Source organism: Streptomyces sp. Tu 2975, from assembly GCF_009832925.1.
GTDB lineage: Bacteria > Actinomycetota > Actinomycetes > Streptomycetales > Streptomycetaceae > Streptomyces.
Genome location: NZ_CP047140.1, coordinates 3,027,545 through 3,052,532, shown reverse-complemented (window position 1 = coordinate 3,052,532; position 24,988 = coordinate 3,027,545). Strand labels below are relative to the sequence as shown.

Annotated in this window: 19 protein-coding genes and 1 pseudogene; 14 read left to right on the top strand and 6 right to left on the bottom strand. The window is 69.8% G+C overall.

Features of this window, described 5'->3' with window-relative positions; all coding sequences use genetic code 11:
• The first annotated feature begins 189 nt into the window (after positions 1-189).
• The 4 genes from GLX30_RS13200 (at position 190) to GLX30_RS13185 (ending at position 4,123) form a co-directional block, all read left to right on the top strand.
• On the top strand, positions 190-369 hold the full coding sequence (locus tag GLX30_RS13200; RefSeq protein ID WP_005312482.1) for a hypothetical protein: 180 nt from the start codon (positions 190-192) through the stop codon (positions 367-369).
• A 52-nt stretch (positions 370-421) separates the two neighbouring features.
• On the top strand, positions 422-850 hold the full coding sequence (locus GLX30_RS13195; RefSeq protein ID WP_159687759.1) for a (deoxy)nucleoside triphosphate pyrophosphohydrolase: 429 nt from the start codon (positions 422-424) through the stop codon (positions 848-850).
• A gap of 126 nt (positions 851-976) precedes the next feature.
• On the top strand, positions 977-1,393 hold the full coding sequence (locus GLX30_RS13190) for an ATP-binding protein (protein ID WP_159687756.1): 417 nt from the start codon (positions 977-979) through the stop codon (positions 1,391-1,393).
• Positions 1,394-1,540: 147 nt separating this feature from the next.
• Positions 1,541-4,123: a SpoIIE family protein phosphatase gene (locus GLX30_RS13185; protein WP_159687754.1), complete on the top strand. Its 2,583-nt coding sequence runs from the start codon at positions 1,541-1,543 to the stop codon at positions 4,121-4,123.
• Positions 4,124-4,174: 51 nt separating this feature from the next.
• On the opposite strand, the gene GLX30_RS35200 is transcribed toward GLX30_RS13185, so the two are convergent.
• Both GLX30_RS35200 and GLX30_RS13180 read right to left on the bottom strand, forming a co-directional pair.
• On the bottom strand, positions 4,175-4,885 hold the full coding sequence (locus GLX30_RS35200; RefSeq protein ID WP_244258131.1) for a PspA/IM30 family protein: 711 nt from the start codon (positions 4,883-4,885) through the stop codon (positions 4,175-4,177).
• A gap of 76 nt (positions 4,886-4,961) precedes the next feature.
• Positions 4,962-7,042 (bottom strand): annotated as a pseudogene (locus tag GLX30_RS13180) (TPM domain-containing protein).
• Between the two features lie 79 nt (positions 7,043-7,121).
• Between GLX30_RS13180 and GLX30_RS13175 the strand changes: the two are divergent.
• A complete protein-coding gene (locus GLX30_RS13175; RefSeq protein WP_159695010.1) occupies positions 7,122-8,207 on the top strand; it encodes a hypothetical protein in 1,086 nt (361 codons plus the stop codon).
• 94 nt (positions 8,208-8,301) lie between these two features.
• Here GLX30_RS13175 and GLX30_RS13170 read toward each other — a convergent pair whose 3' ends face one another.
• The 4 genes from GLX30_RS13170 to GLX30_RS13155 all read right to left on the bottom strand — a co-directional run bounded on the left by GLX30_RS13170 (position 8,302) and on the right by GLX30_RS13155 (position 12,151).
• Positions 8,302-9,072 carry a succinate dehydrogenase/fumarate reductase iron-sulfur subunit gene (locus GLX30_RS13170; protein ID WP_159687751.1) on the bottom strand — a complete coding sequence of 257 codons (771 nt, stop codon included), beginning with the start codon at positions 9,070-9,072 and terminating at the stop codon, positions 8,302-8,304.
• Positions 9,069-10,991, bottom strand: coding sequence for a fumarate reductase/succinate dehydrogenase flavoprotein subunit (locus GLX30_RS13165; RefSeq protein WP_159687749.1), 1,923 nt, complete (start codon positions 10,989-10,991; stop codon positions 9,069-9,071). The genes GLX30_RS13170 and GLX30_RS13165 overlap by 4 nt, the downstream gene beginning before the upstream one ends.
• A gap of 14 nt (positions 10,992-11,005) precedes the next feature.
• A complete protein-coding gene (locus GLX30_RS13160; RefSeq protein ID WP_159687746.1) occupies positions 11,006-11,827 on the bottom strand; it encodes a hypothetical protein in 822 nt (273 codons plus the stop codon).
• An 84-nt stretch (positions 11,828-11,911) separates the two neighbouring features.
• Positions 11,912-12,151, bottom strand: a complete 240-nt coding sequence (locus GLX30_RS13155; protein ID WP_159687744.1) for a hypothetical protein — start codon at positions 12,149-12,151, stop codon at positions 11,912-11,914.
• 320 nt (positions 12,152-12,471) lie between these two features.
• On the opposite strand from GLX30_RS13155, the gene GLX30_RS13150 reads away from it, so the two are divergent.
• The 9 genes from GLX30_RS13150 to GLX30_RS13110 all read left to right on the top strand — a co-directional run bounded on the left by GLX30_RS13150 (position 12,472) and on the right by GLX30_RS13110 (position 24,982).
• Positions 12,472-14,928, top strand: coding sequence for an ABC transporter family substrate-binding protein (locus tag GLX30_RS13150; RefSeq protein ID WP_159687740.1), 2,457 nt, complete (start codon positions 12,472-12,474; stop codon positions 14,926-14,928).
• Between the two features lie 273 nt (positions 14,929-15,201).
• On the top strand, positions 15,202-17,109 hold the full coding sequence (gene typA / locus GLX30_RS13145) for a translational GTPase TypA (RefSeq protein WP_159687738.1): 1,908 nt from the start codon (positions 15,202-15,204) through the stop codon (positions 17,107-17,109).
• Positions 17,110-17,522: 413 nt separating this feature from the next.
• Positions 17,523-19,139, top strand: a complete 1,617-nt coding sequence (locus GLX30_RS13140; RefSeq protein ID WP_159687736.1) for an ABC transporter substrate-binding protein — start codon at positions 17,523-17,525, stop codon at positions 19,137-19,139.
• Positions 19,140-19,266: 127 nt separating this feature from the next.
• Entirely contained in the window at positions 19,267-20,196 is a 930-nt protein-coding gene (locus tag GLX30_RS13135) for an ABC transporter permease (RefSeq protein WP_159687733.1), read from the top strand.
• Positions 20,189-21,160 (top strand): ABC transporter permease, encoded by a 972-nt coding sequence (locus GLX30_RS13130; protein WP_159687730.1) that lies wholly within the window; start codon positions 20,189-20,191, stop codon positions 21,158-21,160. The genes GLX30_RS13135 and GLX30_RS13130 overlap by 8 nt, the downstream gene beginning before the upstream one ends.
• Positions 21,161-21,174: 14 nt before the next feature.
• A complete protein-coding gene (locus GLX30_RS13125) occupies positions 21,175-22,233 on the top strand; it encodes an ABC transporter ATP-binding protein (protein WP_159687728.1) in 1,059 nt (352 codons plus the stop codon).
• Positions 22,226-23,374, top strand: a complete 1,149-nt coding sequence (locus GLX30_RS13120; protein WP_159687726.1) for a dipeptide ABC transporter ATP-binding protein — start codon at positions 22,226-22,228, stop codon at positions 23,372-23,374. Before GLX30_RS13125 ends, GLX30_RS13120 begins: the two co-directional genes overlap by 8 nt.
• 118 nt (positions 23,375-23,492) lie before the next feature.
• Complete coding sequence (locus GLX30_RS13115; protein ID WP_159687724.1) at positions 23,493-23,978, top strand: GNAT family N-acetyltransferase; 486 nt, start codon at positions 23,493-23,495, stop codon at positions 23,976-23,978.
• A gap of 59 nt (positions 23,979-24,037) precedes the next feature.
• Positions 24,038-24,982: a GNAT family N-acetyltransferase gene (locus tag GLX30_RS13110; protein ID WP_159687722.1), complete on the top strand. Its 945-nt coding sequence runs from the start codon at positions 24,038-24,040 to the stop codon at positions 24,980-24,982.
• Positions 24,983-24,988 lie beyond the last annotated feature (6 nt).

Sequence of the window (24,988 nt, the reverse complement as noted above, 5' to 3'; positions counted from 1 at the left end):
CCGGGCGGGCGCCGCACGGGACACCGCTGCGGGACCAAGGGGCGTATCCGGTCGGATGCGCCCCTCTTCCTGTCTCTTTGTGAAAACCCGTATCCGCTCAGTGAACGTCAGGCGTACGCTTGGGCATATGCGTACTGCTGTTTCCTGGCGATCGTTACGGACAGACGGGCCGACCGAGGGAGGGGCGCGATGACCGACAGCGGCGCTGTTCTGCCCTGGCTCGTCATACGGCAGGACGGCAACGGCAACTGCTATCGCGTCGGCCGGTACGCGACAGAGGCAGAGGCGCAGAAGATCGCGGACGCGCTCGACGGCCGCGGCCACCAGCGCCTCTACTGGGTCGAGCGGGTCGGCCGGACGGCCCGCTGACGGCGCCGCCGGAGCGCGCGCCCCGTCGCTCGGGCCCAGTACGCTCCGCCGCATGACCGATCGCGTGGTGGTGGTGGCCGGAGCCGTGTACGACGAGGGGCGACTCCTCGCCGCGCGACGCAGCGCGCCCGCCGAACTGGCCGGCCGCTGGGAGCTGCCCGGCGGCAAGCTGGAGCCGGGGGAGAGCCCCGAGCAGGCGCTCGTGCGAGAACTTCGCGAGGAGCTGGGCATCGAGACGGAGCCGGTGGACCGGGTCCCCGGCGAGTGGCCGCTGCGGGCGGGCTACGTGCTCCAGGTGTGGACGGTCCGGCTGCTGTCCGGCCGGCCCGTGCCGCTTCAGGACCACGACGCCCTGCGCTGGCTCGCGCCCCACGAGCTCGACGCCGTCGACTGGCTCGACCAGGACGTACCCGCGGTCGCCGCCTGCGCGCGCCACCGGCGCGAGCGGGCCGAGGGGACGGGGGAGGGTGCGCACCGCTGAGGCCACCACCGTGCCGGACAACAGGTGCGGCCATTGCGGTCCGTGGGCGGTAATGAAGGTGACAAATAGGGTATGTGCTGATTAACCCCCTGAAACAGGACGTGTTTCCGCTGGTGATCCGGGGAAGTGATCGGCGTGATCGGCACCCGAGGCGAATGCGCCGAGTGGACTTTTCCGGCCGAACCGAACGTGGTCCGCGCGGCCCGGCACGCGGTCCGCGACACCCTCCGCCTGTGGGGAATCGACGCCGCCGTCGGTGATCTGACGGTGCTCCTGGTCAGTGAGCTGGTGACCAATTCCCAGCGCTACACCCCTGGCCCGATCAACCTTCGGCTGAGCCGCCGTGACCCCTCCGGCGCGGCCCCGGTCCTGCTGGTGGAGGTCTCCGATCCCCTTCCGGATCCGCCCGTGACAAGGCCGGCGCGCACCGAGGACGAGAGCGGACGAGGGCTGCAACTGGTGGCTTGTTCCGCCCGTCGCTGGGGCACGCGCCGGGGCAGGACGGGCAAGACCGTGTGGTTCGAGCTGGCTCTCGCTGGTTAGAAGTCCTCAGGGACGACGATCACGCCGGAGTCGGCTCAAAACGAACGAGACCGCTCTGTGATCGTGAACGCCGTGTCGGTGGGAGCCGTAGTGCTGAATACTGCGGTCATGGCCGGTCCGGTGCGGTGAGCTGGAGGGGACGGTCGCGTGAGCGAAATACCTGAGACGGCGAGCGATGTCGTATGGCAGAGCAGTCCGCCTGGCTCGATCTATGACTACATCAAGGTGGCCTCCTTCTCGATCGGCCACGACGGTCTGGTCGAGCAGTGGAGCGGTCGGGCCGTGGAGCTGTTCGGCATCACTGCCGACGAGGCCAGGGGCAAGGACCCGGTCGAGGTCTTCATGCCCGCGGAGCTCCGGCCCCGAGGGCGCCGCAGACTGGCCGAGATCCTCGACGGCAAGGAGTGGACCGGACTCGTCCCCTTCCGGATGCCGGGCGGCAGTCGGGCGCACGGTCTCGCCGAGATCTATGTGATGCCCAGTGAGACGGCCCAGGGCGAACAGGGCGCGTTGTGCATCGTCCTCGACGTCCGCGCGCTGCGCCGGATAGAGACGGATCTCGCCGCATCGCAGGCCATTTTCGGCCAATCTCCTTTCGGGTTCCTGCTCTTCGGTACCGACCTCACCGTGCAGCGCGCCAACCAGCGTTTCGCCACCGTCTTCGGCGGCGCCGCCGAGGACCACCGCGGCCGCACCGTCCACGACTACCTCTCCCGCCCCGAGGCGGAGCGGATGAACGCCTCCCTGCGCAGGGTCCTGGAGACCGGCGATCCCGTCACCGACCTCCAGATCGTCGGCACGGCACCCGGCAGTACCGACCGCAGGCACTGGTCGATCAACCTCTACCGGGTGCACGGCGGATCGGGCCGGCCCGTCGGGGTCGCCGGAGTCGGCACGGACGTCACACGCCGTCACATCGCAGCCCGCGAAGCCGCGAACGCCCGCCGGAACCTCGCCCTCCTCAACGAGGCGAGCGCCCGGATCGGCAACTCCCTCGACCTGGAGACCACCGCCCGCGAACTCCTCGACGTCGCCGTTCCCGGCTTCTGCGACCTCGCCTCCGTCGACCTCTACCAAGGACTGCTCACCGGCGACGAGGCCCCGCCCGGCCAGTGGGGCTCGGCCCGCTCCGAGGGCTTCGGCGGAGGCAGTGCCGAACTGCGCAGGGTCGCCTTCGCCAGCGCCGTCTCCGACGCGCCGCTGATGACCACCCCGGGCTGCGCGCCCGAAGGAAGCGCCCCCACGGCGGTCGGCGAGGTCCACCGCTACCCGTTCAACTCGCCCTGCGCCGGCGCGCTGCGCACGGCCGCCGTCCGGTCGATCCCCGGCGAGGACGGCAGCCTCGTCCAGTCGACGCTGGCCGTACCGATGGTGGCGCACGACACCGTCGTCGGACTGGTGCAGTTCTCCCGCACCAAGGGCAGCGAGCCCTTCGGGGAGCGGGACCGGGCCCTCGCGGTCGAACTCGCGGCCCGCGCCGCCGTCTGCATCGACAACGCCCGCCTGTACCGCCGGGAGCACGAACGCGCCCTCATCCTCCAGCGGAGTCTGCTGCCCCCCGGCGACCCGGAGGCCGCCGGTCTCGACATCGCCTGCCGCTATCTGCCCGGCACCACCGCAACAGAGGTCGGCGGCGACTGGTTCGACGTCATAGAACTTCCCGGCCACCGCACCGCCCTGGTGGTCGGGGACGTGATGGGCCGCGGACTGCGGGCCGCCGTCGCCATGGGCGAACTGCGCACCGCCGTAAGGACCCTGGCCCTGCTCGACCTGGAACCAGCTGAAGTGCTCTCCGCGCTCGACGAGATCGCCCGCGGGCTCGGCAGCCCCGCCAAGGGCGGCCGCACCTCGGGCGGCGCCCAGGTCCCCTCCCGCGTCGCCCACACGTCCCGCGACGCGGACCTCTCCGAGGTGTACCTCGCGACCTGCGTCTACGCCGTGTACGACCCGGTCACCCGACGCTGCACCTTCGCCAACGCGGGCCATCTGCCGCCCGTTCTCGTCGAACCGGGGGAAGAGGCCCTGCTGCTCGACGTGCCGCCGGGCATGCCGCTCGGCGTGGGCGGCGAACCCTTCGAGGAGGTGGAGGTCGAAGTACCCGAGGGATCCCTCCTCGCCCTCTACACCGACGGTCTGGTCGAGTCCCGCGACCACCCGCTCGAAGAGGGCCTGCGTGCCTTCCGCGCCGCCCTCGCCGATCCCGTACGCCCCCTCGAGGACGTCTGCGACCACGTGCTCGGCGCCCTCGACACCCGGCACGGCGAGGACGACATCGCGCTGCTGATGGCCCGTATACAGGGCCTGCCGACCGAAGCCGTGGGCGACTGGCGTCTGCCACGCGAACCCCGCTCCGTGGGCCGCGCCCGCGAACTGGCCCGCGCCCAGCTGACCGCCTGGGACCTCGAGGCCCTCGTCGACACGGTCGAACTCCTCGTCAGCGAACTGGTCACCAATGCCCTGCGCTACGGCGAGGGCGAGATCCGGCTGCGGCTGCTCAGGGACCGGACCCTGGTCTGCGAGGTGTGGGACGCCGGCCTCGTCCAGCCCCGCCGCCGCCGTGCCCGCGACACCGACGAGGGCGGACGCGGCCTCCAGCTGGTCGGCCTCCTCAGCGCGGCGTGGGGCTCCCGGCGGACGCCGCGCGGCAAGACGGTGTGGTTCGAACTGGCGCTGCCGGACGGAGAGGGGTCGGCGGAGCCGACGGTGGAGCAGCTGCTGAGCATGTTCTGAGGGGGCGTGGCGGGTGGGGAGCAGGCCCGCGCAGAGGCTCCCCGCCCACCCCTATGCAGACTTGAGCGCCGCCAACCGAGCCTCGATCTCCGCTTCCTCCCCCATGCTCTCCAGCTGCTCGAACTGCGCGTCCAGCGACGACGCCGCCAGTTCCTGCTTCCCGAGCGCCCTCGCCTCCTCCCGCCGGACCTTGTCCTCGAAGCGGTGGAGCTCGCTCGTCGGGTCGAGCACGTCGATGCTCTTCACGGCGTCCATCATCCGGTTCTGCGCCTCGGCGGACTTCGCCCTGGCGACCAGCTCGTCCCGCTTCGACCGGAGCTGCCCCAGCTTCGCCTTCATCTGTTCCAGGCCGGACTTGAGCTTGTCGACGACCGCCGTCTGGGAGGCGATCGTCGGCTCCGCGGTCTGCGCCTCCCGCTCGGACTGCAGCTGTCTGCCGAGGGCGACCTTCGCCAGGTTGTCGAACGTGTCCGCGTCCGCCGTCCGTCCCGCCCCGCGGAGCTCGTCCGCCTTCCTGCTGGCCGCCAGCGCCTTGGCGCCCCATTCCTGGGCGGCCTCCACGTCCTCCTGGTGGTCCTGTTCCATGAGGCGCAGGTTGCCGATGGTGCTCGCCACCGCCTGCTCCGCCTCCACGATGTTGTTCGTGTAGTCGCGGATCAGCTGGTCGAGCATCTTCTGCGGGTCCTCCGCCTGGTCCAGCAGCGCGTTGATGTTCGCCCTGGCCAGCTGGGTGACCCGCCCGAGAACGGTCTGCTTGGTCATGCCACTGCTCCTTGAACGGCTCCTTGAACGGCAAACGGAATGCGGGCCGGCGAACGCGCTTCCGGCCGGCGTACCTTCAGAAACGGCCCCCGCCCATCCGGCCCCGCGTGCCACCACCGCCGAAGCTGCCGGGCCCCCGCCGAACCCTCCGCCCAGGCCGCCGCCCCTGCCTCCGCCGCCGAGCATCCCGCCGAGGAGGATCCCGCCGAGCACCGCGCCCCCGAGCCCCCCTCCGGGGCCCCGGGCCCCTGGCGTACCGCCCGGCCCGAACGGGTTCCGGAAGTCGCGCACATCGTTCTCGGCGAGGCTCTGCGCCTGTTGCGCCAGCCAGTCCGCCCGCTGTGCCTCGGCCAGCGCCGCCTGCGGATCACCGCCGGTGCCGTTTCCTCCGGTGCCGTCCGCGCCGGCCAGCGTCTCCGCCCGCTCCAACCGGCGCTGGGCCTCCGCCAGCCGGGTCCTGGCCTCGCTGCCGACGGCACCACGGTGTGTGGTGATGTAGTCGGCGGCGGCGCCGATGCCGGAGCGCGCGCCGAGCAGGGCCCTGTCCAGCAGGGCCAGGGCGCGCCGCGTCCCTTGTTCCTCTTCCCGGATCCGGGCCAGCGCCTCGTCCAGGGCGGCGTCGGCCTCCTCGACCCGGCGCAGTGCGTCGATGGGGTCGTACCGCCCGGACTCCGTCGCCGTGCGCACCTCCGCGGCGACCGTCTCCGCGCGGGCGATCCGCCCCTGGAGCCCGGCGGTCGATGTGCCTTCCTCCGTCCCCTTGAGCAGGCCGCGCGCCTCCGCCAGATCCGTTTCCGTCTCGGTCAGCGCACTCGGCAGCTTTCCGGCCGCTTCCGCCAGTTCCTGCGCCCGGCGGTCGACGGCCTCGATCAGCCGGGTGGCCTGGGCGACGGCCCCTTCCGCGGCCCGCACCTGGACCGCGGCGGATCCGTTGTCGTCGGCCTCGACGGCCTGCCGGGCGCGCTCGAGGGCGGCCGTCGCGAACTCGAGCCGGTCCTTCGCCTGTTCCACGTCGTTCGCGACGGGGGCCGCCGCTGACGGCGCGTACCGCTCGCGCATCACGCCCAGCGTGGCCTCCGCGCTGACGACCCGGCCGTTCACGTCCCGGAAGGCGGCTACCGCCCTGTCCAGCGCCTGCGGCGCGTTGCGTTCCAGGGCCCGCAGCCGGTCGAAGTCCTCGGCCTCGGCGTCGAGCCGGCGATCGGCCTCCGAACAGCGGGCGAGGATCTCGTCGAGCATCCTGCGGCGGGTCGCGTCGTCCTCCGGGTAGGCGTCGTCCAGCTGCTGACGAAGCCGGAACGCGGCGGTCAGCTCCTGTTGCGCGTGCGCAACGGCCGCGTGGAACGGCTGCGCCGCCTCCTCACCGAACTGGGCCGTGGCGAAGCCGAGTTCCTCCTGGCTGGTGCGCACCGCGTCGTCGGTCTCCACCAGTGCCGCCTTCGCCCTGGCGTCGAGCTCCGGGAGCGGTGGCTGCTCCGGTGTGCCCCAGCCCGCCTGGCCGCCCTGGGGAGTGGTGCGGGTCGCCGTGCGCCGCCTGCGTTTGGTGTACGTGTACGCGGCGAGGGCGGCGGCGGCGCCGACGACCGCGACCGGCAGCACGAGATCGCCCGCGCCGGTACCCGCGCCGCCGCCGGGCTCGGCCTCACCGGGCGTGATGTCCACCGTGGGGACCGGTTCGCCGGACAGCACCGCGTCGTAGCCGTCGGCGGCGCCGATCGCGGCACCCGCCCAGTCGTTCTCCCGCAGCGCGGGCTCCACCGCCGTCCGGGCGACCTCGGCGAGCTGAGCGTCGGTGAGGCGGGAGGCGGCGTCGACCCAGTACGCGTACTGCCGGTCGCGGGTGGCGACGGCCAGCAGGACGTCGCTCGCGCCCAGCCCGTTCCTCGCGGCGGTCTGCGCCGTCCAGTCCTGCGCGGAGCGGCCCGAGAAGTCGGTGACGTAGACGACGAACAGCTGGAGCCGCTGTTCGTCGTACAGGCGGTCCAGCGCCCGGGACACCTGCCCCGCGCGGTCGCCCAGGGCGTCTGCGCGGTCGGTGATCTGGCCCTGCCGGGAGAGATCGACGGGTTCGTCGGCCGTGGCTCCTCCGGCGGCGGGCGCGACCAGCCACCATGCCGCCGCGAGCACGGCGACGAGGATCCGGGCGGCTGTTCGCATCACATTTCGGAGGCTAAGTCCGGCTCTGTTCCGCCGCGACCGGACACCGTCAGGAACCGCGGGTACCCGATCACCGGTCCTGCACCTCATGGGGATCAACGAGGCAACGGGAACGGCCGCACGGCCGAAGGGCAGGGCGCGGGCGTTCATACGGGCGTGGCGGGGCCCGCGGCTGAAGTGGCCGAGGAGGATCGCGCCGGCTCTGGCGCTCGTCCTGCTCGTCCCGCCGCTCGCCGCTGCGGTGGCTCTGCGCATCAACTACGCGGGCGACCTTCAGGACGGCACCCGCACCCGTGGCAAGGACGCGATCTGGCTGGGCCACGCATGGGTGGACGGCCGTAAGCAGGACGCCGACGTCCGGGCCTTCGCCGAGCGGATCCGCGGCACCGGCATCAAGGACCTGTACGTGCACGCCGGACCCCTCGAGCACGACGGCACCCTGCCCGCCGACCGCTACCCCCGTGCCCGCCGGCTCATCGACGCCGTGCACCGGGAGATGCCGGGCATCCGCGTCCAGGCATGGCTGGGCGACGTGCTCGCCAACGACGGACCGGACGGACTGCGCCTGGACGAACGGTCCCGTGACGCGGTGGTGGGCTCCGCCCGGCAGGTCCTCGACGCCGGGTTCGAGGGGGTCCACTTCGATCTGGAGCCGCTGCTTTCCGGGGACCGCGACTATCTGTCCCTGCTCGACGCACTGCGCGAGCTGACGCGCGACCGCAAGGCGCAGCTGTCGGTCGCGGCCCACCAGATCGACCCCCTGCCCGCCGCGCACCGTGTGAACGCGGCGGTCACCGGCCGGGAGAAGTGGTGGTCGCAGACGTTCTTCGGCGAGGTCGCGCGGCGGGTCGACCAGATAGCCGTCATGTCGTACGACACCTGGATGCCGCTGGAGGGCATGTACGGCGGCTACGTGGCGCAGCAGACGGCCCTCGCCCTCGAGGTGACGCCCCCGGACACCGACCTGCTGATGGGGCTGCCGTTCTTCCACGAGGACGATCTCGGCCACCACGAGAACGCCGAGACGGTCGCGGCCGCCGTCCGCGGCGCCAGGCTGGGCCTCGGGCGCACGGACCGCGACAGGAAGCGCTTCGGTGTCGCGTTGTACGTGGACTTCGCGGCCGAGGAGGGCGACTGGAAGGCCTACCGCGAAGGGTGGTGCTGACAGCGAAAGGCGCGACGGCGACGCGACCCGCTGCCGGTGGGGCAGGCGTGCGCGGGGGGCCGGCGTGGGATTCGCGCCGGCCGCCGCGCGCGGATCAGCCCTCCCTGCGCCTGATCTTGTTGCCGAGCCACACCAGCGGGTCGTACTTGCGGTCCACGGCGCGTTCCTTCATCGGGATCAGCGCGTTGTCCGTGATCTTGATGCCTTCGGGGCAGACCTCCGTACAGCACTTGGTGATGTTGCAGTAGCCCAGTCCGTGTTCGTCCTGTGCCGTCGTCCTGCGGTCCAGTCCGGTCCCGGCGGCCGAGTCCAGCGGGTGCATGTCCAGTTCGGCGATGCGCATCAGGAATCGCGGGCCGGCGAAGGCCTCCTTGTTCTCCTCGTGGTCGCGCACCACATGGCAGGTGTCCTGGCACAGGAAGCACTCGATGCACTTGCGGAACTCCTGTGAGCGCTCCACGTCCATCTGCTGCATCCGGTACTCACCGGCCGCGACGCCCGGGGGCGGCACGAACGCGGGGATCTCCCTGGCCTTCTCGTAGTTGAACGAGACGTCGGTGACCAGGTCCCGCACCACGGGGAACGCCCGCAGCGGGGTGACCGTGATCGTCTCGTCCCTCGTGAAGACGGACATCCGGGTCATGCACAACAGGCGGGGCCGGCCGTTGATCTCGGCGCTGCACGAACCGCATTTGCCGGCCTTGCAGTTCCAGCGGACCGCGAGGTCGGACGCCTGGGTGGCCTGGAGGCGGTGGATGATGTCGAGGACGACCTCTCCGTCGTTGACCTCGACGGTGAAGTCCTCGAGGCCGCCGCCGCTCCGGTCGCCCCGCCAGACCTTGAAGCGGGCTTGGTAGGCGCTCACTCGGTCAGCTCCTCCTCGGCGAGGTACTTCATCAGCTCTTCCTTCTCGAAAAGGGCGAGCAGGTCGGCACGGATGGGGTCGGTCGTCCTCCGTTCGAGCCGGATCCGGCCGGTGGCTCCGGCGGTCCCGGCGTCGTCCCCCTGCCGGAGCCGGCACACCAGGTTCACCCGGCGCCATGCGCGGTCCATGCCGGGGCAGTCCTCCCGGGTGTGGCCGCCGCGGCTCTCCGTCCGCTCCAGGGCGGCCCGCGCGATGCACTCGCTGACCAGCAGCATGTTCCGCAGGTCCAGGGAGAGGTGCCAGCCGGGGTTGAACTGCCGGTGCCCCTCGACCCCGGCGCGGCTCGCCCGCTCGCGCAGTTCGGCGAGGATCGTCAGGGCCCGTTCCATCTCGCCCGCCCGGCGGATGATGCCGACCAGGTCGTTCATCGTCTGCTGAAGCTCCTGGTGGAGCGTGTACGGGTTCTCGGGCGCCGCCCCCGCCTCCGGGCCCTCGGCACTGAACGGGCGCAGGGCCTCCGCCGCCGCGGCGTCGATCTGCGCCTCGTCGACCGCCGGCCGTACGGGGAGCCGCTGGGCGTACTCGGCGGCGTGGAGCCCGGCCCGGCGTCCGAAGACGAGGAGGTCGGAGAGCGAGTTGCCGCCGAGGCGGTTGGAGCCGTGCATCCCGCCCGCGACCTCTCCGGCCGCGAACAACCCGGGCACGCCGAGCGCGCCCGCGGTGTCGGACTCGACGGCGATGCCGCCCATCACGTAGTGGCAGGTGGGGCCGACCTCCATGGCCTCCGCCGTGATGTCCACGTCCGCGAGTTCCTTGAACTGGTGGTACATCGACGGCAGCCGGCGCCGGATCACGTCCGCGGGCATACGGGTGGACACGTCGAGGAACACACCGCCGTGCGGGGAGCCGCGGCCCGCCTTGACCTCGGAGTTGATCGCCCGCGCGACCTCGTCGCGCGGCAGCAGTTCGGGGGGACGCCGGTTGTTGTCCGGGTCCTCGTACCAGCGGTCGCCCTCTTCCTCGGACTGGGCGTACTTCTCCTTGAACACGTCGGGCACGTAGTCGAACATGAACCGCTTGCCCTCGGAGTTCCGCAGCACCCCGCCGTCGCCGCGCACCGACTCGGTGACGAGGATGCCCTTCACCGACGGAGGCCAGACCATCCCCGTCGGATGGAACTGGACGAACTCCATGTTCACCAGCGGGGCGCCGGCCAGCAGCGCGAGGGCGTGCCCGTCCCCGGTGTACTCCCAGGAGTTGGAGGTCACCTTGAAGGACTTGCCGATACCGCCCGTGGCGAGGATGACGGAGGGCGCCTCGATGACGAAGAAGCGGCCGGACTCCCGCTCGTAACAGAAGACTCCGGAGACCCTGCCGTCCCGTTTCAGGACGCGCGTCACCGTGCACTCCTGGAAGACCTTCAGCCCGGCCTCGTAGTCGCCGAGCTCCCGTTTGTCCTCCTGCTGGAGGGAGACGATCTTCTGCTGGAGGGTACGGATCAGTTCGAGCCCCGTGCGGTCGCCGACGTGGGCGAGACGCGGGTACTCGTGACCGCCGAAGTTGCGCTGCGAGATCCGGCCGTCGGCGGTGCGGTCGAAGAGCGCCCCCCAGGTCTCCAGTTCCCAGACCCGGTCGGGCGCCTCGCGGGCGTGCAGTTCGGCCATCCGCCACTGGTTGAGGAACTTCCCGCCGCGCATGGTGTCGCGGAAGTGCACCTGCCAGTTGTCGCCCGCGTTCGCGTTGCCCATGGAGGCGGCGATGCCGCCCTCCGCCATCACCGTGTGGGCCTTGCCGAACAGGGACTTGCAGATCACCGCCGTACGCGCGCCCCGCTCGCGCGCCTCGATGGCGGCGCGCAGGCCCGCGCCGCCCGCACCCACCACCACGACGTCCCACTGCTGCCGTTCGAGCTCGGTCATCAAGCACCTTCCATCTAGAACAGCCTCGGATCGTCGAAGGCGCCGGATGCGACGAGGTAGACGTAGAGGTCGGCGAGCGCGACGCTGAACAGCGACGCCCATGCGAGCTGCATGTGACGGGCGTTCAGCTTGCCGACCCAGCCCCAGAGGCGGTAGCGCACGGGGTGCGCGGAGAAGTGCCGCAGCCGGCCGCCGATGATGTGCCGGCACGAGTGGCACGAGATGGTGTACGCCCAGATCAGCACGATGTTGACCAGGAACACGAGGGTGCCGAGGCCCATGTGGCCCCACTCGTAGTGCTCGTCGCGGAAGGCGAGCACCGTGTCGTACGTGAGGATCCCGGCGACCGGCAGGGCGGCGTAGAAGAAGTACCGGTGGATGTTCTGCATGATCAGCGGGAAGCGGGTCTCGCCGGAGTACTTCTTGTGCGGCTCGGCGACGGCGCAGGCCGGGGGCGAGGCCCAGAAGCCCCGGTAGTAGGCCTTGCGGTAGTAGTAGCAGGTCAGCCGGAAGCCGAGCGGGAAGATCAGGATGAGCAGCGCGGGCGACAGGCCCCACCAGCTTCCGAAGATCTCCCAGTTGGGGCCCGACCGCATCGGTTCACAGTTCTCGGCCAGGCAGGGCGAGTAGAAGGGCGACACGTACGGCGCCGCGTAGTAGTCGGCGCCTGCGAACGCGCGCCAGGTCGAGTACACGATGAAGGCGAGCAGGCCGGCGGCCGTCAGGGCCGGGGCCAGCCACCAGCGGTCCGTCCGCAGGTGGCGGGGGCCGATGGCGGCACGGGTGGCTTCGTGCACGCCCTTATGGACTTGTGGTGGTTCGGTACCAGTGGCCAACGAAGGCTCCGGGTGGGATGGGATCAGGGATGGGCTCCGGTCCGCCGGCCCTTTCTGCGGGCCGGCTCCTGCTGTCCGGGCCGGTCAGGGCGCGTGCCGGTCGCGGACGCCCAGTCCCTCGTCGTCGGAATCGGTCCACAATGCGTTGTCGTACGGGGCGTCGGGGATGGTGACCAGCTCGGTACGGGCCTTCACGGCCGGTGCGGCGGGGCCCGCGAGCGGGCGGGAGCCGCGCAGCTGGTCGACGGTCTGTTCCAGCTGGCCGACACGCAGGACCAGCTCATCGAGGCGGCGTTGGACGGCCGCGAGATCTTCCTGTGACATGACTTGCCCTCACTTCCGCGGGGTGCGGTGGCGTCGTTCATGCGCCTGCGAGTGTCGCGCGTCACATCCCCGCTTGTGAAGGGGACGTACGGGGATTCCCGGCGGATGCGCTGCCAGCGCGCCCCTCATGGTCGGAGCCTCACTCCCCCCATATTCACCCTTTTTGTTGCCGTTGGCGGTGTTCGTGGTTCGTCCGCACGGGTGGCCTTCGCGGAAGTGCCGCCGTGTCTGCGTCGGGCGCGGCAATCCATCCACTTCAGTGAGTGGAATCGGTGTGATCATCTCTAAATTCGACGAAACAGGACGAAGAGGTACAAGCCATGTCCCAGGTCGAAGCCCCCCGCGGGCGGACATGCTCCCGAAGGCTCCGCCCCGTCGCACTGCTCGCGAGCGGAGTGCTGGTACTCCCCGTTCTCGCCGGATGCAGCTCGGGCGAGGAGCAGAGCAGGGGGAAGCCCCCGGCTCAGGACATCTCGCCCGCCGACCGTGAGCTCGTCGCCGACGGAGGGACCCTGCGCTGGGCCGTCGACACGATGCCCGCCACCCTCAACTCCTTCCAGGCCGACGCGGACGCCACGACCGGCCGGATCGCCGGCGCCGTGCTGCCGGCACTGTTCACCCTGGACGCCGACGGGCGGCCGCAGCGGAACCCGGACTATCTCGAATCGGCGGAGATCGTCGAGCGGGAGCCCAAGCAGGTCGTGCTCTACAAGCTCAACCAGCAGGCCGTGTGGAGCGACGGCCGCGAGATCGGCGCCCCGGACTTCCTCGCCCAGTGGCGGGCGCTGAGCGGAAAGGATTCCTCTTACTGGACGGCGCGCAACGCCGGGTACGACCGGATCCAGAAGGTCGAGCGCGGTGAGAACGACCTGGAGGTCAAGGTCACCTTCACCAAGCCGTACGCGGACTGGCAGTCACTCTTCACGCCGCTCTACCCCAAGGACGTGACCGGGACTCCGGCGGCCTTCAACGACGGGGCCCGCACGAAGCTCAAGGTGACGGCGGGACCGTTCAGGATCTCCGCGATCGACCAGGCGGCCGACACCACCACGCTCGTGCCGAACCCGCGCTGGTGGGGGGACCGCCCGAAGCTCGACAAGCTGGTGCTGTCGGCCGTACCGCGGGAGAAGCGGGTCGCCGCGCTCGCCGCCGGAAGCCTCGACCTGGCCGATGTCGACCCCTCGGTGGCGGAACGTATCGCCTACGCCGTGAAGGACGCCGGACGCGGCGGGCGTCCGCTGGCCTACGGCCCCGGCGCCGCCAAGGCTCCCTCCGCCGCCCTGAAGTCGTGGGCGATGGCCCACGGCTCCGACGAGGAGCTGGCCGAGGTCGCACAGCAGGCCCGCAAGCGGGCGGCGGAGGCGGAGAAGAAGTACGCACAGGAGCAGTCCGCCCTCAGTAAGTACCAGGTCCGCAAGTCACTGGAGCCCGCGTACACCCAGCTCGCGCTGAACGGCGAGTCCGGGCCGCTGGCCGACGCCCGGGTGCGCCGCGCGATCGCCCGTGCGCTGGACCGCAAGGAGATCGCCGAGGCCGTGCTCACGCCGCTCGGACTGCCCGCAGAGCCGCCCGGCAACCACCTCGCGCTGGCCGGGCAGGCCGCGTACACCGACAACAGCGCCGCACTCGGGGAGCAGGACACCCAGGAGGCGCAGGCGCTGCTCGCCGACGCCGGCTGGACGCCCGAAGGGCTGAACGAGCAGCCGGCCAAGGCGGGCGGCGAGGCCGGGAAGCCGGAGGAGAACGGCAAGGACGGCAAGGAGGAGGACGGGAAGAGGACGACGGGCAAGGCCTCCGCCGAGCCGTCCTCGCGCCCTTCGGCCAAGGCGTCGGAGAAGAAGAACGACGCCGCCTCCGACGACGGGCTCTACATCGTCGGTGACGACAAGCCGGCGGCCCACGACCCGAGGTCCGGTTCCCGCGTCACGCACGTCCTCGCCCCGGCCGCCGGCGCCGCGCTCCAGAGCGCTGCCGTCCGGCGCCAGGCCGCGTCGTTCGCCGACGACAGTGCCGGCTCCGCGGACAAGGCGGCCAGGAAGGCCGAGGACAAGGGCGGCATGGCCGGCGCCTACGCTCCGCGCGGTACGGCGGCACCCGGCGGCGTCCCCGCCGGGGGCGCCCTCGGCAAGGAGGGGAAGCCGCTGAGCCTCCGCTTCGTCCTCCCCTCGGGCCCCGGGTCCGAGGTACTGCGCACGGTCGGCGACAAGATCAGGCAGATGCTCGACCGGGTCGGCGTGCGCACCGAGATCATCAAGGTGGACGACGCGAGCTTCTTCAAGGACCACATCGCGTCCGGCGACTACGACCTGGCCCTGTACTCCTGGCCCTCCAGCCCCTTCCCGGCGACCGACGCCCGGCCGATCTACGCCAAGCCGAAGCCGGCCTCCGACGGCTCGCTCCTCGTCGAGCAGAACTACACGCGCGTGGGTACGGACCACATCGACCAGCTCTTCACCCAGGCCGCCGGGGAGCTCGACGCGGACGCCGCCCGTGACCTGATGCGCAGGGCGGACGCCAGGATCTGGGCGGCGGCCGGTTCCGTTCCCCTCTACCAGCGCCCGCAGCTGGTCGCGGTACGCAAGCAGGTGGTCAACGCGGGCGCCTTCGGATTCGCCGAGCCCCGATACCAGGACATTGGTTTCAAGACGGCCGCAGCCGCCCCAAGCAGTAGCCGCGCAGAGCCTCGGTCAGGAGAAACCGCAGGTCACAACCTCAGAACTGGCTCAATTCCCTTGCCCGCCGGCACCGCCGGCGGGCAAGCTCGTGCCGACCGTTGACCCAGGCTCGCCCCACGCATGCCCACGCAGCACCCTTGTACCGGCAGCCTCCCCACCTGCCGATGCGCACCGCCTCCGCCGGTCCGCCCGGCACCGGCCACAGACCCGGCCGCGGCGTGATCCCCGCCTCGTTCGTCCCGGACCCGATCGTTCCGGGAGGCCCGGGTCCCGGCGGCCCCGTACCATGGGACAAGCCGTGGCGTGTCCGCCCGGCGGGCGGACGAGGATCACATCCAACGCCCGATCCCACGATCGAGAGAAGCGCCAGCCAGCATGCCCACGCGCCACGACATCCGTAACGTTGCCATCGTCGCCCACGTCGACCACGGCAAGACCACCTTGGTCGACGCCATGCTGAAGCAGGCCGGTGCCTTCGCCGCGCACGCGGCGGAGCAGCTCGACGACCGCATGATGGACTCGAACGACCTGGAGCGTGAGAAGGGCATCACGATCCTGGCCAAGAACACCGCCGTGAAGTACCACCCCAAGGACGGCGGGGCCCCGGTCACCATCAACATCATCGACACCCCCGGCCACGCCGACTTCGGCGGCGAGGTGGAGCGCGGTCTGTCGATGGTGGACGCGGTCGTCCTCCTCGTGGACGCCTCCGAGGGCCCGCTGCCGCAGACCCGCTTCGTGCTGCGCAAGGCGCTCGCCGCGAAGATGCCGGTGATTCTCTGCATCAACAAGACGGACCGCCCGGACTCCCGGATCGCCGAGGTCGTCGACGAGACGTACGACCTGTTCCTGGACCTGGACGCGACCGAGGAGCAGATCGAGTTCCCGATCGTCTACGCCTGCGCCCGTGACGGCGTCGCCTCGCTGACCAAGCCGGAGGACGGCACCGTCCCGGCCGACAGCGACAGCCTGGAGCCGTTCTTCAGCACGCTGCTCGAGACCGTCCCGGCGCCGGAGTACGACGAGTCCGCCCCGCTGCAGGCTCACGTCACCAACCTGGACGCCGACAACTTCCTCGGCCGTATCGCGCTGCTCCGCGTCGAGCAGGGCGAGCTGCGCAAGGGCCAGACCGTGGCCTGGATCAAGCGTGACGGCACGATCTCCAACGTCCGCATCAGCGAGCTGATGATGACAGAGGCGCTCACCCGCAAGCCTGCCGAGGTGGCCGGCCCCGGTGACATCTGCGCCGTCGCCGGTATCCCGGACATCATGATCGGCGAGACGCTGGCCGACCCGGAGAATCCGATCGCGCTGCCGCTGATCACGGTCGACGAGCCGGCGATTTCGATGACGGTGGGCACCAACACCTCGCCGCTGGTCGGCCGGGGCGGCACCGGCAAGGGCGCGGACGCGAAGTCCGCGGTCAAGGACCGTAAGGTGACGGCCCGCCAGGTCAAGGACCGGCTGGACCGTGAGCTGATCGGTAACGTCTCGCTGCGCGTGCTGGACACCGAGCGTCCCGACGCCTGGGAGGTGCAGGGCCGCGGTGAGCTCGCGCTGGCGATCCTGGTCGAGCAGATGCGCCGTGAGGGCTTCGAGCTGACGATCGGCAAGCCGCAGGTCGTCACCAAGCTGGTCGACGGCAAGGTCCACGAGCCGGTCGAGCGCATGACGATCGACGTGCCCGAGGAGCACATGGGCGCCGTCACCCAGCTCATGGGTGTCCGCAAGGGCCGCATGGACAACATGTCGAACCACGGCTCCGGCTGGGTCCGCATGGAGTTCGTGGTCCCGTCCCGCGGCCTGATCGGCTTCCGTACGGAGTTCCTGACGAACACCCGCGGCACCGGAATCGCGCACTCCATCCACGAGGGCCACGAGCCCTGGTTCGGCCCCCTGCAGACCCGGAACAACGGCTCGCTCGTCGCCGACCGCTCCGGCGCCGTCACCGCGTTCGCGATGACGAACCTTCAGGAGCGCGGCGTGCTGTTCACCGAGCCCGGCACCGAGGTGTACGAGGGCATGATCGTCGGCGAGAACTCCCGCTCCGACGACATGGACGTGAACATCACCAAGGAGAAGAAGCTCACCAACATGCGCTCCTCCTCTGCCGATTCGTTCGAGGCGATCGTCCCGCCGCGCAAGCTCTCGCTGGAGCAGTCGCTGGAGTTCTGCCGTGACGACGAGTGCGTCGAGGTGACCCCGGAGGCGGTGCGCATCCGCAAGGTCGTCCTGGACCAGAAGGAGCGCGGTCGCGCGGCTTCGCGTGCCAAGCACGGCTGACGGTAAAGCCCTGGAAAACCGCTGAACGCACGGCCCGGCCCTCCGCAGAGACTGTGGAGGGCCGGGCCGTTCGTCAACTCCTTTTCGTGCTCCGAGTGTCCGGATATCGGCCGTCGCACTCCGGAACATGTGTTAACGGTCCGTTTCGCGGGTGTCTGTCTGGGATCGCTTTGTCCGGATTTCGGGCTGGAGTCCCTCTCTGATGTTGTCAAAACGAGACCCTTTAGGTGTGGTTTACAAGCCTGTCCTACTTAATAGTTGGCTCCATTGAGCTCGGGTCAATGGGTCATGCGCTGTGGGGAGCGCCGACTCACGAGCACACTCGGGGTACTTGACGAGCGCTGTCAGGGGTGTCAGCGCGCGTAGAACGGTGCCCCTCTTGTAGTGACAAGTGGACTCATGAGGAGGAACCCATGCGTGGTGCCAAGAGCGCCAAGTGGGTCGCGGGAGCGATCGTTGTCGCCCTGGCGGCCACTGCCTGTGGTGGCGGCAGCGGCGAAGAGGGCAAGAAGAACCCGGCCGGCAAGCCTGCCGGTTATGTCTCGATCGACGTCGGCGAGCCGCAGAAGCCGCTGATCCCGGCCGACACGAACGAGACCAACGGTTCGTACGTGATCCAGTCGCTCTTCACGCAGCTGCTGGACTTCGACGCCAAGGGCGAGATCGTCTACACCAACGCCGAGTCGGTGGAGACGACGGACTCCAAGACCTGGACCGTCAAGCTGAAGTCCGGCTGGAAGTTCCACAACGGCGAGGCCGTCACCGCGCAGTCGTACGTCGACGCGTGGAACTGGTACGCGAACATCAAGAACAACCAGCAGAACAGCTTCTGGTTCGCTGACATCGCCGGCTACGACGACGTGCACCCCGAGAAGGGTGACCCGAAGGCCGACAAGATGTCCGGTCTGAAGGTCGTGGACGACACCACCTTCACGATCGAGCTGAAGGACAAGGTCCCGTACTTCAACTACAAGCTCGGCTACGCGACGTTCGCGCCGCTGCCGAAGGTCTTCTTCGACGACCCGAAGGCGTTCGGCCAGAAGCCGGTCGGCAACGGTCCGTACAAGTTCGAGAAGTGGACCCACAAGAAGCTGATCCAGGTTGCGGCCAACCCTGACTACCAGGGCCCCAACAAGGCGAAGAACAAGGGCATCCAGTTCAAGAACTACGCGACCCTCGAGGCCGCGTACCAGGACGTCGTCTCCGGCAACCTGGACATCATCCGCCAGGTCGGCCCGACGGACCTGCCGAAGTACAAGCAGGACCTGGGTGACGGCGCCATCGAGCAGCCGTACGCGGCCATCCAGTCGCTGGTCCCGGCGTTCTACAGCAAGACGTTCAAGGACATCGACCCCAAGGTCCTCCAGGGTCTGTCCATGGCGATCGACCGTGAGACGATCACCAAGACCGTCCTGAACAACACCCGTACCCCCGCGACGAGCTTCACGCCGCCGCAGGTCAAGGGCAACCAGGACCTGGGTACGGACGTCTTCACGTTCAACCCGGCGAAGGCCAAGCAGCTCATCACCGAGGGCGGCGGCGTCCCGGAGAACAAGATGTTCATCCAGTACAACAGCGACGGCGGCCACAAGGAGTGGGTGACCGCGGTCTGCGAGTCCATCCGCAAGGCGACCGGTGTCGACTGTGTCGGCGACGCCAAGCCGGACTTCCCCACGGACCTCGAGGCCCGTGACAACGACCAGGTGAAGTCGATGTACCGCGGTGGCTGGGTGGCCGACTACCCCGTCAACGTGAACTTCATCAAGGAGCTGTACCACACCAACGCCGAGTCCAACAACGGTCGTTTCTCCGACAAGGAGATCGACAAGATGATGGAGGACGCGGACAAGGCCAGCTCCCTGGAAGACGCCGTGAAGGGCTACCAGGCGGTCGAGAAGAAGCTTCTCGAGAAGATGCCGGCCATCCCGCTGTGGTACTACCGCATCAACGGTGGCCACGGTAAGGGCGTCGACAACGTCGCGGTCGACTTCCACGGTGACCTCGAGCTCACCGGAGTCTCCGTCAAGTAAGCGCCTGCGGGCCCCATCCCCACTCGGCCGTCACCCGCCGCCGTCGGACATCCGGCGGCGGCGGTGGTCCGGGGGCCGTCCCGTGCGGACGGCCCCCGGACCCAGTTAACCCCTCACGGAGGCACCCATGGGGCGCTACGTCGCACGACGACTGCTCCAGATGATCCCGGTGTTCATCGGGTCAACCTTTTTGATCTTCGCCATGATGTTCGCGCTGCCCGGCGACCCCGTCAGAGCGCTCATGGGGGACCAGGCTTTCGACCCGGCCGTGGTCGAGGCCATTCGCCATGACCGCGGTCTCGACCTGCCGCTCTGGCAGCAGTACCTGAAGTACCTCTTCGAGCTGGTTCAGGGGAACTTCGGCACGGAGATCGCGAGCCAGCGTCCCATCGCCGACATCATCGCGCAGGCGTTCCCGGTCACCATCCGGCTCACGCTCTTCGCGTTCACCTTCACGGTGGTCGTCGGTATCGGCCTCGGCATCATCGCGGGCCTGCGTCCCGAGTCCGTGCGGGACCGGGGGCTCCTCGCCCTCACCCTCGTGCTGATCTCGATGCCCTCCTTCGTGCTGGGCTACCTGATGCAGTACCTGTTCGCCTTCAAGTGGGGGGTGACGACCCCGACCGTGCAGGACTCCGAGAGCTTCGGAGACCTCCTCCTGCCGGCGATCGTCCTGGGTTCGCTGTCGCTCGCCTACGTGGCACGGCTGACCCGTACCTCGATGGCGGAGAACCTGCGCGCCGACTACATGCGCACGGCGGTCGCCAAGGGCCTGCCGCGCCGCCGGATCATCGGTGTCCACCTGATGCGCAACTCGCTCGTCCCGGTGGTCACCTTCCTCGGCACCGACATCGGCAACCTGATGACCGGCGCCATCGTCACCGAGGGCATTTTCAACGTCCAGGGCGTCGGTGACGCGATCTACGAGGCACTCTTCCGCCGCGAGGGCGCGACCGTCGTCGGCATCGCTTCCCTGATCGTCCTCGTCTACCTTCTCGCCAGCCTGCTCGTCGACCTGCTTTACGCGGTCCTGGACCCGAGGATCCGGTATGCCTGAGAAGACCGCAGCCACCGCGGCGTCCACCGGGGCCGAGAAGGTCACCAGCACCGCTGCCGCTCCCGACACCGCGCTGGTCACCCAGGCGCCCAAGCCGGACAAGGCGCGCAGCCTGTGGTCCGACGCCTGGCACGACCTGCGCCGCAACCCGCTGTTCCTGATCTCTGCGGGTCTGATCGTCCTCCTCGTCGTCATCTCCGCGTTCCCGGGCCTGTTCACCAACGCCTCGCCGCGCGACGCCGACCTGGCGAACCACTACCTCGGCCAGCCGAACTGGAGCCACGTCTTCCAGGCCGACTGGTTCGGTTACGACGGCCAGGGCCGCTCGATCTACGCCCGTGTCGTCTACGGCGCCCGTGCCTCGATCATCGTCGGTGTCGGCGTCACCGCCCTGGTGACGATCCTCGGCACCCTCGTCGGCATGATCGCCGGTTACTTCGGCGGCTGGATCGACACCCTGCTGTCCCGCCTCACCGACATCTTCATGGGCATCCCGTTCCTGCTGGGCGCCCTTGTCGTCCTCACCAGCTTCGAGAAGCGCGCCATCTGGGTCGTCATCCTCGCCCTGGTGTTCCTGGGCTGGACCCAGATCGCCCGTGTCGCCCGCGGTTCCGTCATCACCATCAAGCAGGCGGACTACGTGGTGGCGGCCAAGGCGCTCGGCGCCTCGACCACCCGCATCCTGACCCGGCACGTCCTGCCCAACGCGCTCGCGCCGATCATCGTCGTCGCGACCATCGCCCTCGGTGGCTACATCGCCGCGGAGGCGACGCTGTCGTTCCTCGGTGTCGGCCTCGCCGAACCGACGGTCTCCTGGGGCGTCGACGTGTCCAGTGGACGTGAGCAGCTGCGCAACGCACCCCACGTGCTGATCATCCCGTCGGTGATGGTCTCGATCACGGTGCTCTCGTTCCTGATGTTCGGCGATGCGGTTCGCAACGCCCTCGACCCCAAGCTGCGCTGAGGAGGGCGTACGACGTGACCATCATCGAAGAAACAGCAGGCGTCCCGGCGCCCCGCGCGGGCGGCGAGGCCTCCGGTCCGCTGCTCGAAGTGCGCGACCTGCATGTCGAGTTCCACACCCGTGACGGTGTCGCCAAGGCAGTCAACGGCGTCAACTACAGCGTCGACTCCGGTGAGACGCTGGCCGTCCTCGGCGAGTCGGGCTCCGGCAAGTCGGTCACCGCCCAGGCCATCATGGGCATCCTCGACATGCCGCCCGGCAAGATCCCGCACGGACAGATCCTCTTCCGTGGCCAGGACATGCTCACGATGAGCAACGAGGAGCGGCGGAAGATCCGCGGCCGGAAGATCGCGATGATCTTCCAGGACGCGCTGTCCTCCCTCAACCCGGTCCTCTCCGTGGGCTACCAGCTCGGCGAGATGTTCCGGGTCCACCAGGGCCTGTCCAAGAAGGACGCCAAGGCCAAGTCCATCGAGCTGATGGACAAGGTGAAGATCCCGGCCGCCAAGGCCCGGGTCGGCGACTACCCCCACCAGTTCTCCGGCGGTATGCGCCAGCGCATCATGATCGCCATGGCCCTGGCTCTCGAGCCTGACCTGATCATCGCCGACGAGCCGACCACCGCGCTCGACGTGACCGTCCAGGCGCAGGTCATGGACCTGCTCGCGGAGCTCCAGCGCGAGTACAACATGGGCCTGATCCTGATCACCCACGACCTCGGCGTCGTCGCCGACGTCGCGGACAAGATCGCCGTGATGTACGCGGGCCGGATCGTCGAGACGGCCCCCGTGCACGAGCTGTACAAGCGGCCGGCGCACCCGTACACCCGGGGTCTGCTCGACTCGATCCCGCGCCTGGACCAGAAGGGCCAGGAGCTGTACGCGATCAAGGGCCTGCCGCCCAACCTGCTGAAGATCCCGAGTGGTTGCGCCTTCAACCCGCGCTGCCCCAAGGCGGACGACATCTGCCGCACGGAGATCCCGGCGCTGGCTCCGGTGACCGAGCAGGACGGCAGTGATCTGCCCGGCCGCGGCAGCGCGTGCCACTTCTGGAAGGAGACGATCCATGGCTGAGCTCAAGAAGACGAACGAGGCCGTGGACGCGACCCCGAACGTGACCGACGTCGAGACCGTCGAGGTCACCTCCGAGGAGGCGGCCGTCGCGGCGCTCGACGCGACCGTCGAGCGCGGTGAGCCGATCCTTCAGGTGCGCAACCTGGTCAAGCACTTCCCGCTGACCCAGGGCATCCTGTTCAAGCGTCACGTCGGCGCGGTCAAGGCCGTGGACGGGATCTCCTTCGACCTCTACCAGGGCGAGACGCTCGGCATCGTCGGCGAGTCCGGCTGTGGCAAGTCCACCGTCGCCAAGCTGCTGATGACGCTGGAGAAGGCGACCGCCGGCGAGGTCTTCTACAAGGGCCAGGACATCACCAAGCTGTCGGGGCGCGCGCTCAAGGCCGTGCGCCGCAACATCCAGATGGTGTTCCAGGACCCGTACACCTCGCTCAACCCGCGTATGACGGTCGGCGACATCATCGGCGAGCCCTTCGACATCCACCCCGAGGTGGCCCCGAAGGGTGACCGGCGCCGCAAGGTGCAGGAGCTGCTGGACGTCGTCGGTCTCAACCCCGAGTACATCCACCGCTACCCGCACCAGTTCTCCGGCGGTCAGCGCCAGCGCATCGGCATCGCCCGCGGCCTCGCGCTCAACCCGGAGATCATCATCTGCGACGAGCCGGTCTCCGCGCTGGACGTGTCGGTCCAGGCGCAGGTCGTCAACCTGATGGAGAAGCTCCAGGACGAGTTCAACCTCTCCTACCTCTTCATCGCCCACGACCTGTCGATCGTCCGGCACATCTCGGACCGGGTCGGCGTGATGTACCTCGGCAAGATGGCGGAGATCGGCACCGACGTGCAGATCTACGACCACCCGACGCACCCCTACACCCAGGCGCTGCTGTCGGCGGTCCCGGTCCCGGACCCCGAGGCGCGCGAGGGCCGCGAGCGGATCATCCTCACCGGTGACGTCCCGTCGCCGGCGAACCCGCCCTCGGGCTGCCGCTTCCGTACCCGCTGCTGGAAGGCGGAGGACAAGTGCGCCACCGAGGTTCCGCTGCTCGCGGTCCCGGAGCGCTTCAAGGGCCAGGACACCCCGGCCGCGCACGAGTCGGCGTGCCACTTCGCCGAGGAGAAGGACGTCGTCCACGCGGCGTAGTCCCCGCTCCCGGCGCAAGGCGCCCGTTCCCTTCGGGGAGCGGGCGCCTTCGTCGTGCCCGGCGGAAGCGGCAGAAAAGGCTTTGCGCCCGCGCGAAGGGGCACCGGAAGGTGTCCCCATGGACCACTTGACCGACCGTACCGGCCGCGGCATCACGCTCTGCCCGGTCGACGACGACAACTGGCGGGCCGTCGCGGACATCGCGCCGCGTGACGAGCAGCGGGCCTTCGTGGCGGCCCTCGCCGCCCGGTACCTGCTGCTGTCGATGCGGGGCGGAGTCTGGACCTCGCTCGGCGTCCTCGCCGACGACACGGTGGTCGGCCATGTCATGTGGGCGTACGACGAGGAGGACGGGACGCACTGGGTCGGGGGCCTGATCGTCGACGCGGACGAGCAGGGCAAGGGCGTCGGCCGGCAGGCGTTGACCGCGCTGATCAGGATGCTGTCCGAGCGTCCGGACTGCCGGGAGATACGGCTGTCCTACCACCCCCGCAACACCGGTGCGGCGAAGCTCTACGGCGCCCTCGGCTTCTCCCCGACAGGGACGTTCGAGGACGACGAGACCGTCGTCGGCCTCCCGGTGCGCCGGAGCCCCGCCGTCTGAGCCGCCGCGGCGGCGAAAATCCGTTGCGAGGGCGGGGCCGTGGCGCGAACAGTGGCGGTATGCCACTCACCGTCCGGCCCGCGACCCTCGCGGACGCACCCTTCATATGCGCCCTGCTGAACGCCGTCGACATCGTGGAGATCGGCCGGGCGGACACCGAACTGCACACGGTCGAGACCGACCTCGCCCACCCCGAGGTGGACCTCGCCCAGGACTCCTGGCTGGTGCACGAGGACGGCGACCTCGTGGCGTACGGGATCCTCTGGAGCGATTCCGGCGACGGCGACATCGGCGTCGACCACTATGTACTCCCCGGCCGGCCGGACGCGGCCGTGCTCGTGCTGGAGCGGATCGAGGAGCGCGCGGCGGCCAAGGCGGCCGCGGCCGGCGCGGCACGGGCCGTGCTCCATCTGAACCTCAACGTCCGGCCCACGCTGGACACCGGGCTCCTCGGCGCCCGCGGCTGGCGTGTCGTGCGCTGCTACCAGGTCATGACCCGGCCGCTGAGCGAGGCCGACCGGACACCGGAGCTGCCCGCCGGTGTGAGCCTGCGCGACTGCGTCGCGGACGCCGACCACCGGATCGCACACGCACTGGTGGAGGAGACCTTCGCGGAACACTTCGACCACCACCCGCGGACCTACGAGCAGTGGCTGGCCGACACCGGGCCGCGGGACCGGTCGCTCATGTGGATCGCGAGCCTCGAGGGGGAAGGCGACGTGGCCGTCCTGCTGACCAGGGACGACAAGGACGCCATGGGCTGGATCGGGAACCTCGGGGTGCGGAAGCAGGCGCGCGGCCGCGGTCTCGGCGGCCATCTGCTGCGCCATGCCTTCGGCACGTACGCCGCCCGCGGCCGGGACACCATCGGCCTGGCCGTGGACACACAGAACGAGAGCCGCGCGCTCTCCCTCTACGAGGCGCACGGGATGTCCCTGTTCTATGCGATCGACACCTGGGAGCTGGTCCTGACGGTGCATCCGGCCGCCGGGAGGGTGTGCTGAAAGTGC